Below are 15094 nucleotides of genomic sequence, written 5' to 3'. Positions count from 1 at the left end.
CCGGGGTGGAGTGTGGAGGTTCACACCCCGGCCCGGGTCTCATCGGATGTGCTTCGCCGGCTTGGTGGCGGCGTTGAGCAGGTACTCCAGGGGGCCGCGGCGGAAGAAGCGGGACCAGATCGCGGCGAACAGGATGGCTCCGAGGACGTACATGATCAGGGGCAGCCAGGACTGCTGGGTGCCGGTTCCGGCGGGCGTGGACAGTGCGGACTGTGCGAGGAAGTGGCCGACGTAGGCGGTCAGGGACATGGTGCCCACGGCGATGACCGGCTTGGCCAGGCGGCGCAGTCGCGGCAGACGGTCCATCGTCACCGTCGCGCCCACGATCACGAGGATCGCGATTCCGACGCTGCCGATGATGTCGAACGTGGTGCCGCTGTGCGGCCCGGCCTTCAGGAGAAACGACGCGGACATGTCGGGGAACGACCCTGCATCAGAGGGCATCGACCCGCTGCCGGTGGGCATCGACCCGGAGCCGCCGGACGACGGCCCGTCTTCCGCGAGGCTCCGCAACGCGCCCTTGCCGGCGAGCAGCAGGGACATGCCGTAGGCGGCCGCGGTGAGGGTGGCGCCGAGCGCGGCCAGGCGCTTCTGGATGGTGCCGCAGGAGAGGTCGAGGCGGCCCAGCGCCATGCCCGCGATGACGAACGACATCCAGGTGAGCGCCGGGTAGAAGCCGGTGAGCAGCAGATCGAGGACGCCGACCTCGCCGAGGTGGCGGAGCGGGTCGTAGGTGTTGATGCTCTGCTGGACCGACGGGGTCAGCAGCGAGGTGAGGGCGAACGCCAGCTGCGGTGTGACGAGGGCGAACGCGGCCGCGATGATCGCGAGGGTCCTGGCGCTCAGTCGCACCAGGGGCAGGGCGAGGAGGAAGTAGACGCCGTAGAAGCCGAGGATGATCACGCCCCCGTACTCCATCGCCATCACGGTGCCCAGTGCCAGCAGGATCACGGCGCGGATCGCGATGCGGGCCCTCGCCTGCCGGCCCGCCAGGCCGGTCTTGGGCTCGCGGCGGCCGGCGAGCAGCATCAGTGAGAACCCGGCGAGGGTGGCGAACAGGACCGACGAGTGGCCGTCCGACATGTATCGGATCCAGCTGGCGACGCCAGTCGTGGCGGACAGCGGGGGGCCGATGTGCACGACGTACATGCCGAACACCGCCAGCGCGCGGGCCAGGTCCACCCCGACGAGGCGTCCCATCGAGGGACCGGGCGAGGCCGGGGACTCGGGGGAGGTCTGGGGCGGCGGAGGCGAGTTCTCCTGCGGAGCTGACGTCTCCTGCGGCGGCTGTGTCTGTGTCATGGGGCGAATCTCGCGTGGGAGTCCGGGGGCGGACCATCCGGCAGTCTTCGGGCTCTCCCCCGCCGATCGGCGGGTACCGCCCTGCCGATCGGCGGAGTCTCGTCCTGACCGGTCGGTCCGGTGCGACCGGACGGGCGGTGCTGTTCAGCCACTTGGCGGGGGTGGACCCGACGGTTGCCGGATGGGCGCGTGGCGGCCGGGCTTGAAGGCTGCAGGCATGACAGACCGCGCCGACACAAGGAGCGCGAGGACTGCCCCGGCACTTCGGCCCGCGTACCGGGTTGTGACGCCGCGACACTGCAGAAGAAGGGAACTGCGTGAACACCGCATCCGCTCCGACGACGGATGAGCCGTCCCTGTCCGCCCGGGAGACGATCAAGGCACTGGGCGCGTATGTGCGGCCGCACCGGTGGGCGGTCGCCCTCGGTCTGTTGTGCGCCCTGGTCGGGGCCGCCGGGGGGCTGCTGCAGCCGCTGGCCACGAAGGCGCTGGTGGACCGGCTGGCCTCCGGCGAGACCATCGCCGGGATCCTGATCGCGCTCACCGTGCTGGTGGTGCTGGGCACGGCGGTCGAGGCGTTCGGCGCGTACGTGCTGGAGCGGACGGCGGAGTCGGTGGTCCTGGCCGCGCGGCGCACCCTTGTGGGGCGGCTGTTGCGGTTGCGGATCTCGGAGTGGGAGCGGATCCCGCCGGGTGATCTGATGTCCCGGGTCACTTCGGACACCACGCTGCTGCGGGCGGTCAGCACCCAGGCGGTCGTCTCCGCCGCCACCGGCGCGGTGGCCTTCGTCGCGGCGATCGTGGTGATGGCGTTCCTGGACGTCGTGCTGCTGGGTGTGACACTCGGTGTGATCGTGTTGGTCGGTGGGGCCGCCGCGCTGGTGATGCCACAGATCGCGCGGGCCACCGAGCGGTCGCAGAAGGCGGTCGGGGAGATCTCCGTCGGATTGGAGCGGTCTCTCGGGGCGTTTCGCACGGTGAAGGCGTCCGGTGCCGAGGAGCGGGAGACCGCTCGGGTGGTGGCGGCGGCACGGCGGGCGTGGCGGCACGGTGTGAAGAGCGCGAAGTGGGAGGCCGTGGCGGGCTCGGCCGACGAACTCGCCGTACAGCTGGCCTTCCTCGCGGTGCTCGCGGTCGGCGGGACGCGGGTGGCGTCCGGGGAGATCCCCGTGTCCACCCTCATCGCCTTCCTGCTGTACCTCTTCTATCTGATCGAGCCGGTGTCCAAGCTGGTCGACGCCGTGACCTCCTATCAGGAGGGGGCGGCCGCGGCCTCCCGCATCGCGGCCGTGGAACGCCTCTCGACGGAATCGCCCGCTCGGCAGGCGGACGCCCTGCCCCGGCAGGGGACAGCCGCGCCGGGTCCGGCGTCGGTCCGTTTCGAGGACGTGTCCTTCCGCTACCGTCCGGGCCTGCCGTACGTCCATCAGCGGGTGCGTTTCGAGGTACCGGGTGCCGGGTTGACGGCCTTCGTGGGCCCCTCGGGTGCGGGCAAGTCGACGATCTTCGCGCTCATCGAGCGGTTCCACGAGGCCACCGGTGGCCGGGTCCTGGTCGACGGCAAGGACGTACGGCACTGGCCGCTGTCCCAACTGCGGTCCGCCATCGGATACGTCGAGCAGGACGCCCCGGTGCTGGCCGGCACGCTCCGCGAGAACCTCGTCTTTGCCGCGCCCCATGCGACGGACGACGCCCTCCGCGATGTCCTGGCCCGCACGAAGCTCGACACCCTCGTCGAGCGTCTGCCCCACGGCCTGGACACCGCGGTCGGCCACCGCGGCTCGAAGCTGTCGGGCGGTGAGCGGCAGCGCATCGCCATCGCCCGCGCCGTACTGCGCAAGCCCCGGCTGCTGTTGTTGGACGAGGCGACCTCGCAACTCGACGCCGTCAACGAGCTCGCGCTGCGGGACGTCATCGCGGACGTGGCCCGGGAGACCACTGTGCTGGTGGTGGCCCACCGCCTGTCGACGGTGACAGGCGCCGACCGGATCGTCGTCATGGACGCCGGCCGGGTCCGGGCCGTGGGCACCCATGAGGAACTGGTGGACCAGGACCGGCTGTACGCGCGGCTGGCGGCCACCCAGCTCCTGGCCCCCGCGCGATGACCCACCACACGCAAGGTTGTCCGGTCGTCCACTGTCCCAGTCCCGGCCGGACAACCCCACGCACCGACACCCACGGAAACCAAGACCGCGAAAGGCCGCCCATGCGCACCGAGTCCGCCATCCGTTGCAGACGTGGGCTATGGGACTGGCTGGCCCAGCCGACTGCGCTGTTCGGCGGCGTGTACGGGCTCCTGGTGTCGAGTTCGGCCGTTGCCGCGCTCACGCAGTTCGGCGAGGTGACTCGGGCGGCGCGCATGGACGACGCCGTGTGGGTCCTGTTCACCGCCCTTGCCTCGGCCCTGGCTCATGGATACGCCCACCAGATCGCTCACCGCGATGCTCAGGGCCATCCCGGCATACGAGGAGTGGCGCGCGCAGTCCTCGCCGAATGGCCGCTGGTAGTGGCGGCGTTGCCCACCACACTGCTGCTGTGGGGGCGGGCCTTGGCTGGTGGCACTCCACAGGCATCGAGTACGTCGCCTTCGGAATCAACACCGTCCTGCTCCTGGGCAGGGGCCTGCTCGCCTCCCGGGCCGCAGGCCGTACGTGGCACGAGCCGTCAGGATCGGCGGTACTGGCGCGCTCTTGGGAGTGGCCGTCGCCTTGGTCAGCACCCTGCTGAAGTGAGGCGGCGATCAGGGCTGTCAGCCTGGTTCCGGCATCCTCACCGGCTGACGCGGCACCGGACACGGCCGCAAGCCGACAGAACAGCATGTCAGTCCGCGCTCAGGGGAACCCACAGCCGCACCCGGTAGCCGCCCTGAGCAGTCGGGCCCGCGTCCAGGGTGCCGTGCAGGATCTCGGCCCGTTCCCGCAGGCCGACCAAGCCCTGCTGCGAGCCGGGCAAGGAGAGGGAGGGGCGCGTGGGAGGGGTGTTGGTGACGGTCACTCCGATACCGTCCCCGTCCTGCCACAGCTCGACGCGAGCATTGGCGCCGGGGGCGTGCTTGCGGACGTTGGTCAGCGCCTCCTGAACCGTGCGGTAAAGGGCGCGTTGGGCGGGTGTGCCCACGGTGGGCGGCAGCTCACCCGTCAGCTCCGTGTGAGTGCCGCTGGATTCCACCAGTTTGCGCAGGTCGGCCAAGGTGGGCTGCGGCGTCAGCTCGGTGGATTTGCCGCCCGAGGCACGCAGCAGCGTGACCATGGTGCGCAGCTCGTCGAGGGTGGTGACGCTCAGCGAACGGATCGTGCGGGCGGCCTCCTTGGCGTCCGCGTCCTTGGCGGCGACCTGCAACGCCCCGGCCCGTACGGCGATCAGGCTGACCTGGTGGGAGACCACGTCGTGCATCTCGCGGGCCAGCTGGGCGCGTTCACGGGCGAGCACGGCCTGGGCGTGCAGGGTCCGCTCGTGCTCCCTGGCCTCCTCGACCTCGGCCAGCCGCCGCGCCAGGTCCCGTCGTGCCTGGAGAAGCTGGCCGAACAGGACCGGGGCGACGCTGGTTGCCAGGCCGTACACGAAGAAGACCAGGGTCATGGTCCGGTCCGCCGCGGCCAGGGGCCACGGAGTACTGCTCGCGACGGCGGCCAGGACGACGCACACCGCGAGGAGACGGCGGTTGCGGGAGCGTTCGGCCAGCGTGAACAGCGCCGCGAGCACAGCGACGGCGACATCCTGCATCAGCGCGATGGGCAGGGTGAGCAGGAAGACGCCGAGCGGGAACCTGCGCCGGAACGCCAACGCGGCGCAGCCGACCGCGGCCAGCGTGACCTCGAGACGCGTGTGCTCCCACATGTCCACCACCAGCACATCCACGGCCGCCACCGCCACCAGGACGATGTCGACGACCGGCGCGGGCACCCGCTCCCACACGGCACGTGCACGGCTCATCGGCCGGCCTCCGACCGCGGGCGCTCGTCGAGCAGCCCGGCCCGCTGCGCCAGCAGCGCGGCCTGCACCCGGCTCGTCACCCGCAGCTTCGTGAGGATCGCGCTGACGTGGTCCTTCACCGTGCCCGCCCCCAGGTGGATGCGCGCCCCGATGTCGGCGTTCGACAGTCCCTCCGCCACCAGGACGAGGACGTCGCGCTCCCGCGCGGTGAGCAGCCGGACCCGCGCGGCCTCCTCGTCGACGGCCGCCCCGGTGCCGGGGTGGCTGTGCAGCAGCGTCCGCGACGCCTTGGGCGACAGCACCACACCGCCCGCGACCAGGGTCCGCACCAGGTGGGCAAGCTGCTCCGGCTCCGTGTCCTTGAGCAGGAAACCGGCCGCGCCCGAGTGCAGCGCGGTCAGGATGTACTCGTCGGCGTCGAACGTGGTCAGCATCGCCACCACCGGCGGATCCGGCATCGTGCGCAGCTCGCGCAGGACGGTGAGCCCGTCGACGTCCGGCATCCGGATGTCCAGCAGAACCACGTCCGGCCGCTCCCGCCGGACGGTCTCCACCGCGTGGCCGCCGCTCGCGGTCGCGACGACCTCGATGTCCTCGGAAGCGCCCAGAATGAGTTCGAAGCCCGAGCGGACCAGTGCCTCGTCGTCGACCACCACTACCCGGATCACGCGCTCCGCCTCACCTTCGTTCATGCCGTCCGGCCCATGTCGACTCGACCCTAAAGCCACGTAGAGCTCTTGCGGCCCGGCGAGCGGCAGCTCCAGCCACACGGCGGGGTAGCACCCACCACTCGGCAGGGACACGGCAGCCTTCTGCCGGATAGTCCATGATCGGCCCGAGTCTCCAGCCTGAGGGTCATGACCCATCACCCAGACTCCCCGCCGCTTACGGCCGACGCGCCGTCCCCCGAACGCGAGCGCAGCGAGCCCTCGGCCGGCGCGCCCGGCGTGGGCCGGCTGATAGGGCTGGACCTGGCCCGCGGCCTGGCCGTCTTCGGCATGTACGCGGTCCACGTAGGCCCAGCCCCCAGCCAGGGCGGGGTCATCGGCTTCCTGATGGAACTGGCGCAAGGCCGCTCATCCGCCCTGTTCGCCGTCCTGGCCGGCTTCGCGGTCGCCCTCATCACCGGCCGCCGCACACCGAAGACCGGCCTGGCCGGCCGGCAGGCCGTCGCCAAGGTGATCATCAGGGCCGTGATCCTGCTGGCCCTTGGCACCGCCCTGACCCTGACGGGCACCCCGGTCGTCCCGATCCTTGCCTTCTACGGACTGTTCTTCCTGCTCGTGCTGCCGCTGTACCGGCTGGGAGCCAAGCCACTGGCGTTGATCGCCGTCGGATGGGCCCTGGTGGGTCCGCAGCTGCTGTACGCGCTGAAGCCGATGGTCGGCGGCCGCGTGTTCCTCTCCTACGGCCAGGCCGACGGCCCCGTCTCACTGTTCTTCACCGGCGGATATCCGGCCCTGACCTGGGTTCCGTTCGTGATCGCCGGGATGGCTGTCGCCCGCTGCGACCTGGCCACCACCACGGCCGTCCGTGTACGCCTCGCCCTCACCGGCGTCGCCCTCGCCGTCACCGGCCACGGCGGCTCCTGGCTCGCGGTGCGTCTCGTACCCGGTGCCGCCGAAGCCGTCCGGAAAGCCGAAGAGGGGCCGGGCATGTCGTCCGTGTCGTCCGTGTCGCCCGACAGCATCGGCATCTTCGGCGACACCCCCGCCGGGATGCTGGCCTCAGCCCCGCACAGCGAGGCGACCCTGTCCATCATGGCCGCCACGGGTGTGGCGATCCTGGTGATCACCGCGTGCCTGGCTGCCATGGACGCCTTTCCCCGGCTGCGCCGCCTGGCCAAGCCCGTCATCGCGGTCGGCTCGATGTCACTGACGGCGTACGTCTACCACATCGTCGCCATCTGGCTCCTGGACACCGAGACATCGGCCGTCCCGCCGCTGCACATCCTGCTCGGCCTCATCGCGTCCGTCACCGTCCTCGCCACCCTCTGGTCCCGCTTCGTAAAGCGAGGGCCGCTCGAATGGCTGATGGGCAGGGCGACCGGACTGGCCCGACACATCCGATAAGACACATAGGGGTGTGTCGCTTCCCCCGGATGCCGTTCCGACGCGAGTTCGGACGTCACCCCGCCGCCCGCCTGCGTGATCAATATCGATGAGAAGTGACGCCGCTCGGCCTTCAGGCGGAGCGGAAGAACTGCCGACTCGTGGTGAGCCTGCCGACCCGCGGCATCGCGGCGACCAGCTTGACCACCACAGGCGTGCCTGTACGACCGAGACCGAGCCCCCGCCGATCGGAGGGGACCGGTCGGCCGACCGGCGGGGGACCTCCTGAAGCCCGGCGGATGGTCGACCGCCCCCGCCTCGGCAAGGTTGTCCCGGTGACCGAGATCGAAAGCACCAAGAAGGCACCTACCCAGCCCTTACCCGCACCCGAGTCCGCCACAGCGACGAAACGCCCTTCGTCGACCGCACGGTTGGTCGGAGTGGACCTCGCCCGTGCCGTGGCCGTGTTCGGAATGTTCGCCGTGCACGTCGGCCCCTTCAATCCCTTCCCCACCTCCGGCGACGGCGCGGGCACCTGGTTCATCTGGCTGGCGAGCGGCCGGGCCTCGGCGCTGTTCGCCACCCTCGCCGGATTCTCGCTGGTGCTGATCGCCGGCCGCCTGGAGCCGAAGACCGGACTGGCCGGCCGGCAGGCGAAGGCCAGGATCGTGATCCGGGCCGTGATCCTGCTCGTGGTGGGCACCGCGCTGGCGATGACCAACTTCGGCGGCGGCGTCATCATCAACTTCTACGCGGTGTACTTCCTGCTGGCCCTGCCCCTGCTGCGGCTGCGGGCCAGGACCCTCGCGACCATCGCGGTCGCGCTCGCGCTCATCGCGCCGCAGGTGGCGTACTGCCTGCGGGCGCTGCTCAGCGAATCGATCGTGAACACCATCGACTCCTACGACCCGATCGCGCGCCTCTCCGGCGTGGGCGTGCTCGACTTCCTGCTCACCGGCTTCTACCCGGCGATCACCTGGATGACGTTCGTGGTCACCGGCATGGCGCTGGGCCGGCTTGATCTGTCCTCGGGCGCCGTGCGGCGGCGGCTGGCCGTGGTCGGGCCCGCGCTGATCGCGTTCGGATACGGCGTCTCGTGGTTGGCGCTCCGGCTGACCGGCGGCGCCAAGGAGATGGCGGCCGGGATGCCTGGCATGAAGGAGTTCGACGTCCTCAAGGACCGCGGTGCCATGCAGGATCCCGGCATGGCAGAGGGATCCTTCGACCTGCCGGTCGGCAGTGGGCTGTGGGGCCCCGACGGCTGGGGGCTGCTGGCGGCCGAGCCGCACAGCGGTTCCACGTTCGACCTCGTCGGCTGCCTGGGTGTCGCGATCACCGTGATCCTGTGCCTGACGGTGGCCGTGGACCGGCTGCCGGTGCTGCGCCGGCTGGCAGCGCCAGTCATCGCCGTCGGAACCATGTCCCTGACCCTCTACGTGAGCCACATCCTGGTGATCCTCGCCCTGCCCGGCGAAGCGGTGACCCCACCGCAGTCCGCCTCCTTCGAGCTGCTGCTCTGCTTCGTCGTCGGAGCCACCCTGTTCGCGGCGATCTGGTCCCGCTTCTTCCACCGCGGACCGCTGGAGTACCTCCTCAACACCACCACACTGGCGAACCGCGTCCGCTGAGCCTCGGGCGGGCACCCCGGAAAGTCCACCGGAAGTGACTGCTGCTCAAGATCACACCCCTGAAAGGGCAGGGCTCGGCGGCGGGCGGGCATACCTCTGTTGAGGGGTCCGCGGCCGCCGCCGAGCCCTGCCGGTTCTGGTGCCAGGTCCCGTCGGTTAAAACCAAGCCCACCCGCGCCTGCACACCGGATCACGTCACGCCTGAGCAGTGGCCATCGATGCCTCTCGATGGACAGGATGAGCAGGAGCACCGGTGCGACTATATGTGGGGCGGGACCCGCCCAGTCCGGACCGTCCCGCCATGTCTGTCGGTCCTTTCAGGACCGTTTTCCAGTACGGGCCGTTTTCGCGTCCCAGCTCGGACCGCACCCCATTCGGGCGGCCCCCGTACCGAGCGGCCAACCGGGCAGAGCCGCCTACTCGAAGGTCCCTGGGCAGCACTTCTGAATCCTCGCGTCCAGCCAGCGTCCAGAATCCGGCCCAAGGACTCGTACCCGCCACCCGCGGGAACCTGCCCCGTCGTCAGACACGAAATCTGCGCAGGTCAGAGCGATGCGACCTAACACCGACCACAACGGAGCCGAACTCACGAGCAGCGGATTCAGTCCGTTCAAGCAAAGTTGACGATCCGACAGGACAAAATGAACGTTCCGCAGGTCAGAGACCTGCACAGGTGGGGCGGGTGGGACTCGAACCCACGGCCGACGGATTATGAGTCCTTTGAGGATCTTGGCGACTCTTGTCGATCAATGCCAATCTTGGCCGTTTTCCCAGCTCAGAAGGGGTTTGGCACCTCACCCCTTCTCAGCCCTTCTCAATCTTTTCCGATCCTTGTGTCCAACCTGCGTCCAGAACGGGGCCTGGAAGGACAAGCCCAACCAGCTTCCGAGACGATCGCCCCAGCTCGGGAGCGCGCCTCGAACTCGCCCACAGCGGATTCACCTACCAACGCTCAGAAGCTCTGCCCCAGTACGGGGGCAGAGCTTCGATGGCCAGAGGACACGAGTGCAAGCAACAACGCGCCGCTGTGGCTGGGGATCCCGGTCGAACTGGAATCGCTACGGCGCCCACGCCCGCAGCGCCGCATCCACCACCGCGTCCACCATGTCGTGACCAAGCCGGGCGCCCACGAGGAACCGCTGATAGACGAGTGGCCCGACGGTCGTCATGGCGAACGTCTCGGCCGTGACGTCGTCGCGCAGGCGCCCCCGGGCGACGGCAGCGGTGACGGCAGGGCGCAGGGAGTCGACGATCTGGGTCAGCACAGTCTGACGGAGGTGCTGCATCCCGTCGTCGTACTGTGCCCCGCCCAGTACGGCGGCGAGAACGGCCCCGGCCTGGGCGTCGTCGAGCCGCTCGCCGAGCTGGCGCAGGTAGTGGACCAGCTCGGCGCGCGGCTCGGCACCGGACGCCGCCCGTACGTCCTCGGGCGCCGGTGACAGGGGCGGCATGCCTGCCTCCAGCGCCGCCAGGCGGAGACCGAGCAGGTCGGCCCAGTGACGGTAGACCGTGGCCCGGCCGACTCCGGCGCGGGCGGCCACCGCCTGGTGCGTGACGGCCTCCAGGCCGCCCTCGGTGAGCAGCGCGGTGGCTGCGGTCACCATGGCTTCGCGGCTACGCACCTGGCGTGGATCGGCTCGCTCCTCCGGCATGTGGAACCCTTCGTGTGAGCCAAGTTGCCTCACATGTTAGTCGCAGGGTGTCTCGGCCCGGAGGCGTCGTGGGCGAGCCCCCGGCTTGCCTCGCAGGCGCGCCGGACCAGGGCGTACGAGCGGCTGGTCTGGCGCATGACCAGAGTCTGAAGGGCGAGTTGGAGCCCTCGGTCGACATCGCCTCCGACCATGAGCCAGAAGTCGGCGGCGTGATCGGCGTACGCCTCCGGATGACGTGCCACCAGATCCTCGTAGCGTTCCGCCGCTCGATCCCGCCACGGCCGAGCCTCCTGGTGACGTCCGACCGCGCGCAGGGCGAGTGCGAGGTGTGCGGGGTACTCGGGGTCGTCGCTCGTCTCCATCAGCGGGCGCAGGCGGGCGACAGCGGTCTCGGGGTCACCCAGGAGCAGGTCGACCTCGGCGAGATGGCCGGTCGCCGGTGCGTAGCCCGGCACGCGGCGCCTGGCCGCGTCGAACCAGGACCGAGCCGTGGGCAGGTCGCCTTCGCGCAGCCACATCACCCCGCGGCGGAAGTCCAGTTGGGCGAGCGGGAAGGGCGAGACGCCCCGGTGAACGGCGCGCGCCTCGTCGAAGAGGTGCTCCGCCTCGGCGGTCTCGCGCCGCTCCGCCTGGAGGACGGCCAGCGCCGACAGCTTGGTGACATCGGACTGATGGGGCGCAGTGCTCCGCAGCAGGGCATGGGCTTCGGCGTGACAGCCGACTGCCTGGAGGATCGACACCTGTTCAGCGTCCAGGGCGGCCTGCTCCGCGCCTGCCCGGCCCGCCGCGTCGAGGTCGGCCATGGCCTCGGCGAACCGGTGCAGGGTCGCCTGGGTGCGGGCCCGGGCCAGCAGGGCGGCACTGTCGTCAGGCGCGTGCCGCACCATCTGTTCGGAGAGCTGTGCGGCCCGCTCGTAGTCGGCGACGCGGCCCAGGAGGTGTCCGCGGAGTGTAAGGAGGTCGACCAGGACCGCTTGTTGTGCGACGCCGAGTGGCGCGGTCGATGCCGCCCGGCGCACGGGTCCCGCCATGCCGTCGATCTGGGCCGACAGGTTGACCAGGGCCAGGGTGCCGTTGGTCGTGACCGGTTCCTGGTCGGCGCGCACGGGCCGGCCCGTCATGCCGCTTCCACCTGAGCCTCCGCCGGGGTGAGCAGCGCGGTCATCACCGTCATGAGGTCCGGCGGGCTCGGGTTGGGGGCCACGAGGTACGGGAAGTCATGCGTGGCCGGCCGGGTGGCCTGGTCGACGCCGTCGCTGATGCGCGGGCCGTCGACGCCGTTGACCAGGAGGGTGTAGAGGGTGTCCACGATGTCGTCGTTGGGCGCACGGCCGCCGCAGGTCGCGTGGGGGCGTCCGGCGAGCAGCGCGGTCTCGATCTCGAAGCAGCTGTCCTCGGCGAACGGCTTGGAGATGTCGACGACGAGGAAGTCAGCCAGGAGGAGTTCCGTCAGCGGGTGGGTGCCTTGGTCGTCCGGCGGCCAGACGAGCTCTCCGTCGAGACAGTCGAAGAAGGTCAGGTTGGCGTCGAACCGCGCCCGGTAGGCCTCGGCGTAGTCCGGTCGTAGAGCGAAGGCATCCTCCTCGTTGTAGAGGTCTCGGATCTCCAGGTCGCTGTTGACGAGGTCGTAGCTCTTGCTCGCCAGGACGACATTCTTGATCTCGGGGCGGCCCATGCGTGCCAGCCGGACCGGGCGCCCGCCGGAGGTCACGGTCTCGCCGACGACGCCGAGCAGGGTGCCGCAGTCCAGGCCGAACACCACCTCGGGGTCCACCTCGACGACGATGCTCAGCACGTTCATCCCTTCAAGGACGTTGTCCGCGCCGGGGCGGAAGGCCAGCTTCTGCGTGGTGTCGGCGGCCAGAACGCCCCCGAGGTCGATGAAGAACGGGTCGAGTCGTGGTCCGGCGAAGATCCTCAGCCCTTCGGCCTCGGTGGGCTTCTCGCCGCCGACCAGGAACAGGACCTCCTCACCGCTGGACGTCGTGCAGGTGCCGAGCTGAAGGGGTTCCGGGCTGCCGGGGAGCCGGCCGGGCGTGGCGAAGGTGAAATCGAGGCCGTACTCGGTGTCGCCGACAGTGAACGCGGCCCGATCTGCCGCCGGGGCGACCGGCCGGACCCGGAAGCGGTAGGTGATCGCGTCGGAGAACAGCGCGGTGGGAGCGGCGGCCGGAAACACGTCGAGGACGAGTACCAGGCAGCCGGGTCGGTCCGGGCTGGGGAAGGCGAAGACGTCAGCGACGTCGGACGCGGGGTCGAAGAGGATGCGCGGTCCGGAGAAGTGATCCGCCATCGGGAACTCCTTCGAGTGACGGGTGGTCGAGGTGCGCCATCTGTGAGACAGGATGACTCACAGAGGCGCCGTGAGTCAATCTGTCTCATAGCGGCGTGAGTCATGCGACTACCTGCGAGTAGTGCGTTGACAAGCCGGAGCAGCGAACTGATGATGTAATCAGTTATGCGGAGGTGGTCAGAAGGCGGGTTTCCTCTCGCTTGCATGTCACCCTGCGATGGCCTATTTGCGGCGGTACGTGGAGTAGGGAGAGGCGCCATGAGCGAGACAGACCTGCACGCCAAGTTCCAGCAGTTCCCCGATGCGGTCCGCGAGAAGATCGACACCGCACTGTCGGACGCCAAGATCGCCCTCAAGCTCAAGGCCGCCGAGATCCTCGCCGACAAGGGGGAGATGGCCGAACATGCCGTCACCACCGCCGGCCGGATCGGCGCCAAGAGCGGCGAGGTGTCCGAGCTGACGACGATCCTGCCGCTGAAGCCGAACGGCGCCGAGCGGCTGCGGAAGTTCTTCGGCCTGGTCGGCGGGAACCTGGCGGGCGCAGGTCAGGTCGGCACGCTGCACAACATGCGCTTCGTGTTCCTCGACAACGACACGAAGCTGCTGTTCGCGACCGCCTTCGACGGCGAGTGGGACCCCTACATCGACGACTTCGCGACCAAGATCCCCGAGTTCATGGACTACCTGTTCAGCAACGTCGAGGGCTGGCCCGGCATCACCTCGCCGGATGTGAAGGACTTCATCGTCAAGTACCAGATCCCGGCGGAGGCGTGGTTCGTCGCCCACCCCAACCTGACCGTCGCGGAGGGCCACCGGCTCAAGCGGCAGGACGCCGCCGTGCAGCGTTTCCTGTCGGACCTCAACTGAAGGCAGGCGCACCATGCCTTCTCCGCTGTTCCGGCGGCTGCGCCGCCCGCCCAGCCTTGACCTCGACGACATCCAGGCGACGCTGCTGCGGGCCCGGCCCGAGCCCTACTTCGGCACCCACGCGATCCTGGAGATCACCGAACCGGCCGCGGGCAGGGAGCTGCTGCGCCGGCTGGCCCCACGGGTGACATCGGCGGCCCGCTGGGACGAACCGCAGCCGTCCTGGCTGGCCGTCGCGATCAGCTACCAAGGACTGGTCGCGCTGGGCCTGCCGGAGACGTCACTGGCCTCCTTCCCCGCCAACTTCCGCGCCGGGATGGCCGCCCGCGCCGAACGGCTGCGCGACACCGGCGTGAACGCGCCGGAGCGCTGGGAATTCCCGTTCGGCACGCCGCGCGTGCATGTCGCCGTCACGGTCTACGCCGCGAGCGAGGACGACTGGCGGGCAGAAGTCGCTGCCTATGAAAAGGAGTTGGGCGAGGTCTCGGGTGTGCGGCTGCTGTCGCACCAGGACTTCGCGGCCGACGGGTTCAACGTCTTCGGCTACCGGGACGGCTTCAGCCAGCCGGTGGTGGAGGGCAGTGGCGCCGAACCGCTGCCCGGCGACGGACGGCCCATCAAGGCCGGGGAGTTCGTCCTCGGCTACCCGAGCGAGACCGGTGTACCACTGCCCGTGCCGGCTCCGGATGTCCTCGGCCGCAATGGTACGTACGTCGTCTTCCGCAAGTACCACTCCCACGTCGCCGCCTTCAACAAGTGGCTGCACGACAACGCCTCCACCGAGGCCGAGCGCGAGTTGCTGGCCGCCAAGCTGGTCGGCCGCTGGCGCAGCGGCGCACCCCTGGCCCTGACCCCGGAGCGCGACAACCCCACGATCGGTGAGAACCCGAACCGGATCAACGACTTCGACTACTCCGCCGACCCGCGCGGACTGCACACCCCGCTCGGCTCCCACATCCGCCGGATGAACCCGCGCGACACCAAGCTGACGGTCCTCACCGACGTCAACATCCGCCGGATCATCCGGCGCGGCACCTCCTACGGCACCCCGCTGCCCCCGGACCGGCTCAAGGACGACGGCAGGCCGCGTGGCCTGGACTTCATCGCCCTCGGCGCCCGCGCGATCGACAACGTGGAGTTCCTGCAGAGCGAATGGGTCGGCTCCGGCAACTTCATGGGCCTGGGCAAGGAGAAGGACCCGATGATCTCGCTCCAGGACAAGGGCGCCTACTTCACCGTGCCCGGGACCCCGCCCCGCCGGGTGCAGAACATCCAGTCCTTCAACACCCTCCTCGGCGGGGAGTACTTCTTCATGCCGAGCCTGTCCGCCATCCGCTGGCTCGCCGGCAACTGACCCCCCACCTCGCG

At 70.0% G+C, this 15094-nt stretch carries 11 protein-coding genes; 5 read left to right on the top strand and 6 right to left on the bottom strand.

Translation table 11 applies throughout. From position 1 onward, the window contains the following. Positions 1-39 precede the first annotated feature (39 nt). The gene (locus tag ACQEV2_RS40395) at positions 40-1302 is read right to left on the bottom strand and encodes a DUF418 domain-containing protein (protein WP_433053572.1); all 1263 of its coding nucleotides are present in this window, start codon (positions 1300-1302) and stop codon (positions 40-42) included. A 317-nt stretch (positions 1303-1619) separates the two neighbouring features. On the opposite strand from ACQEV2_RS40395, the gene ACQEV2_RS40390 reads away from it, so the two are divergent. Continuing rightward, positions 1620-3407, top strand: coding sequence for an ABC transporter ATP-binding protein (locus ACQEV2_RS40390; RefSeq protein ID WP_433053569.1), 1788 nt, complete (start codon positions 1620-1622; stop codon positions 3405-3407). 715 nt (positions 3408-4122) lie between these two features. Here the strand turns inward: ACQEV2_RS40390 and ACQEV2_RS40385 are convergent. Beyond that, the gene (locus tag ACQEV2_RS40385; RefSeq protein ID WP_433053566.1) at positions 4123-5235 is read right to left on the bottom strand and encodes a sensor histidine kinase; all 1113 of its coding nucleotides are present in this window, start codon (positions 5233-5235) and stop codon (positions 4123-4125) included. Then, positions 5232-5927 carry a response regulator gene (locus ACQEV2_RS40380; protein WP_433053563.1) on the bottom strand — a complete coding sequence of 232 codons (696 nt, stop codon included), beginning with the start codon at positions 5925-5927 and terminating at the stop codon, positions 5232-5234. Before ACQEV2_RS40380 ends, ACQEV2_RS40385 begins: the two co-directional genes overlap by 4 nt. A 165-nt stretch (positions 5928-6092) precedes the next feature. On the opposite strand from ACQEV2_RS40380, the gene ACQEV2_RS40375 reads away from it, so the two are divergent. Continuing rightward, positions 6093-7307 (top strand): DUF418 domain-containing protein, encoded by a 1215-nt coding sequence (locus tag ACQEV2_RS40375; protein ID WP_433053560.1) that lies wholly within the window; start codon positions 6093-6095, stop codon positions 7305-7307. 314 nt (positions 7308-7621) lie between these two features. After that, entirely contained in the window at positions 7622-8914 is a 1293-nt protein-coding gene (locus ACQEV2_RS40370) for a DUF418 domain-containing protein (protein ID WP_433053557.1), read from the top strand. A gap of 1058 nt (positions 8915-9972) precedes the next feature. Here ACQEV2_RS40370 and ACQEV2_RS40365 read toward each other — a convergent pair. From ACQEV2_RS40365 to ACQEV2_RS40355, 3 genes are read right to left on the bottom strand one after another with little or no spacing between them, the layout of a single operon-like run. Beyond that, entirely contained in the window at positions 9973-10566 is a 594-nt protein-coding gene (locus ACQEV2_RS40365) for a TetR/AcrR family transcriptional regulator (RefSeq protein ID WP_433053554.1), read from the bottom strand. Positions 10567-10595: 29 nt separating this feature from the next. Then, positions 10596-11687 carry a tetratricopeptide repeat protein gene (locus ACQEV2_RS40360; RefSeq protein WP_433053551.1) on the bottom strand — a complete coding sequence of 364 codons (1092 nt, stop codon included), beginning with the start codon at positions 11685-11687 and terminating at the stop codon, positions 10596-10598. Continuing rightward, positions 11684-12859, bottom strand: coding sequence for a DUF4331 family protein (locus ACQEV2_RS40355; RefSeq protein ID WP_433053548.1), 1176 nt, complete (start codon positions 12857-12859; stop codon positions 11684-11686). Before ACQEV2_RS40355 ends, ACQEV2_RS40360 begins: the two co-directional genes overlap by 4 nt. 258 nt (positions 12860-13117) lie before the next feature. Between ACQEV2_RS40355 and ACQEV2_RS40350 the strand changes: the two genes are divergently transcribed. Both ACQEV2_RS40350 and ACQEV2_RS40345 read left to right on the top strand, forming a co-directional pair. After that, the gene (locus ACQEV2_RS40350; RefSeq protein WP_433053545.1) at positions 13118-13726 is read left to right on the top strand and encodes a hypothetical protein; all 609 of its coding nucleotides are present in this window, start codon (positions 13118-13120) and stop codon (positions 13724-13726) included. A 13-nt stretch (positions 13727-13739) separates the two neighbouring features. Next, complete coding sequence (locus tag ACQEV2_RS40345) at positions 13740-15080, top strand: Dyp-type peroxidase (protein ID WP_433053542.1); 1341 nt, start codon at positions 13740-13742, stop codon at positions 15078-15080. The last annotated feature ends 14 nt before the right edge of the window (positions 15081-15094 follow it).

This window comes from Streptomyces sp. CA-251387, assembly GCF_050936625.1.
Lineage (GTDB): Bacteria > Actinomycetota > Actinomycetes > Streptomycetales > Streptomycetaceae > Streptomyces.
The sequence above is the reverse complement of the archived record's forward strand: the minus strand, read 5'-3'. Positions and strand labels throughout refer to the sequence as shown.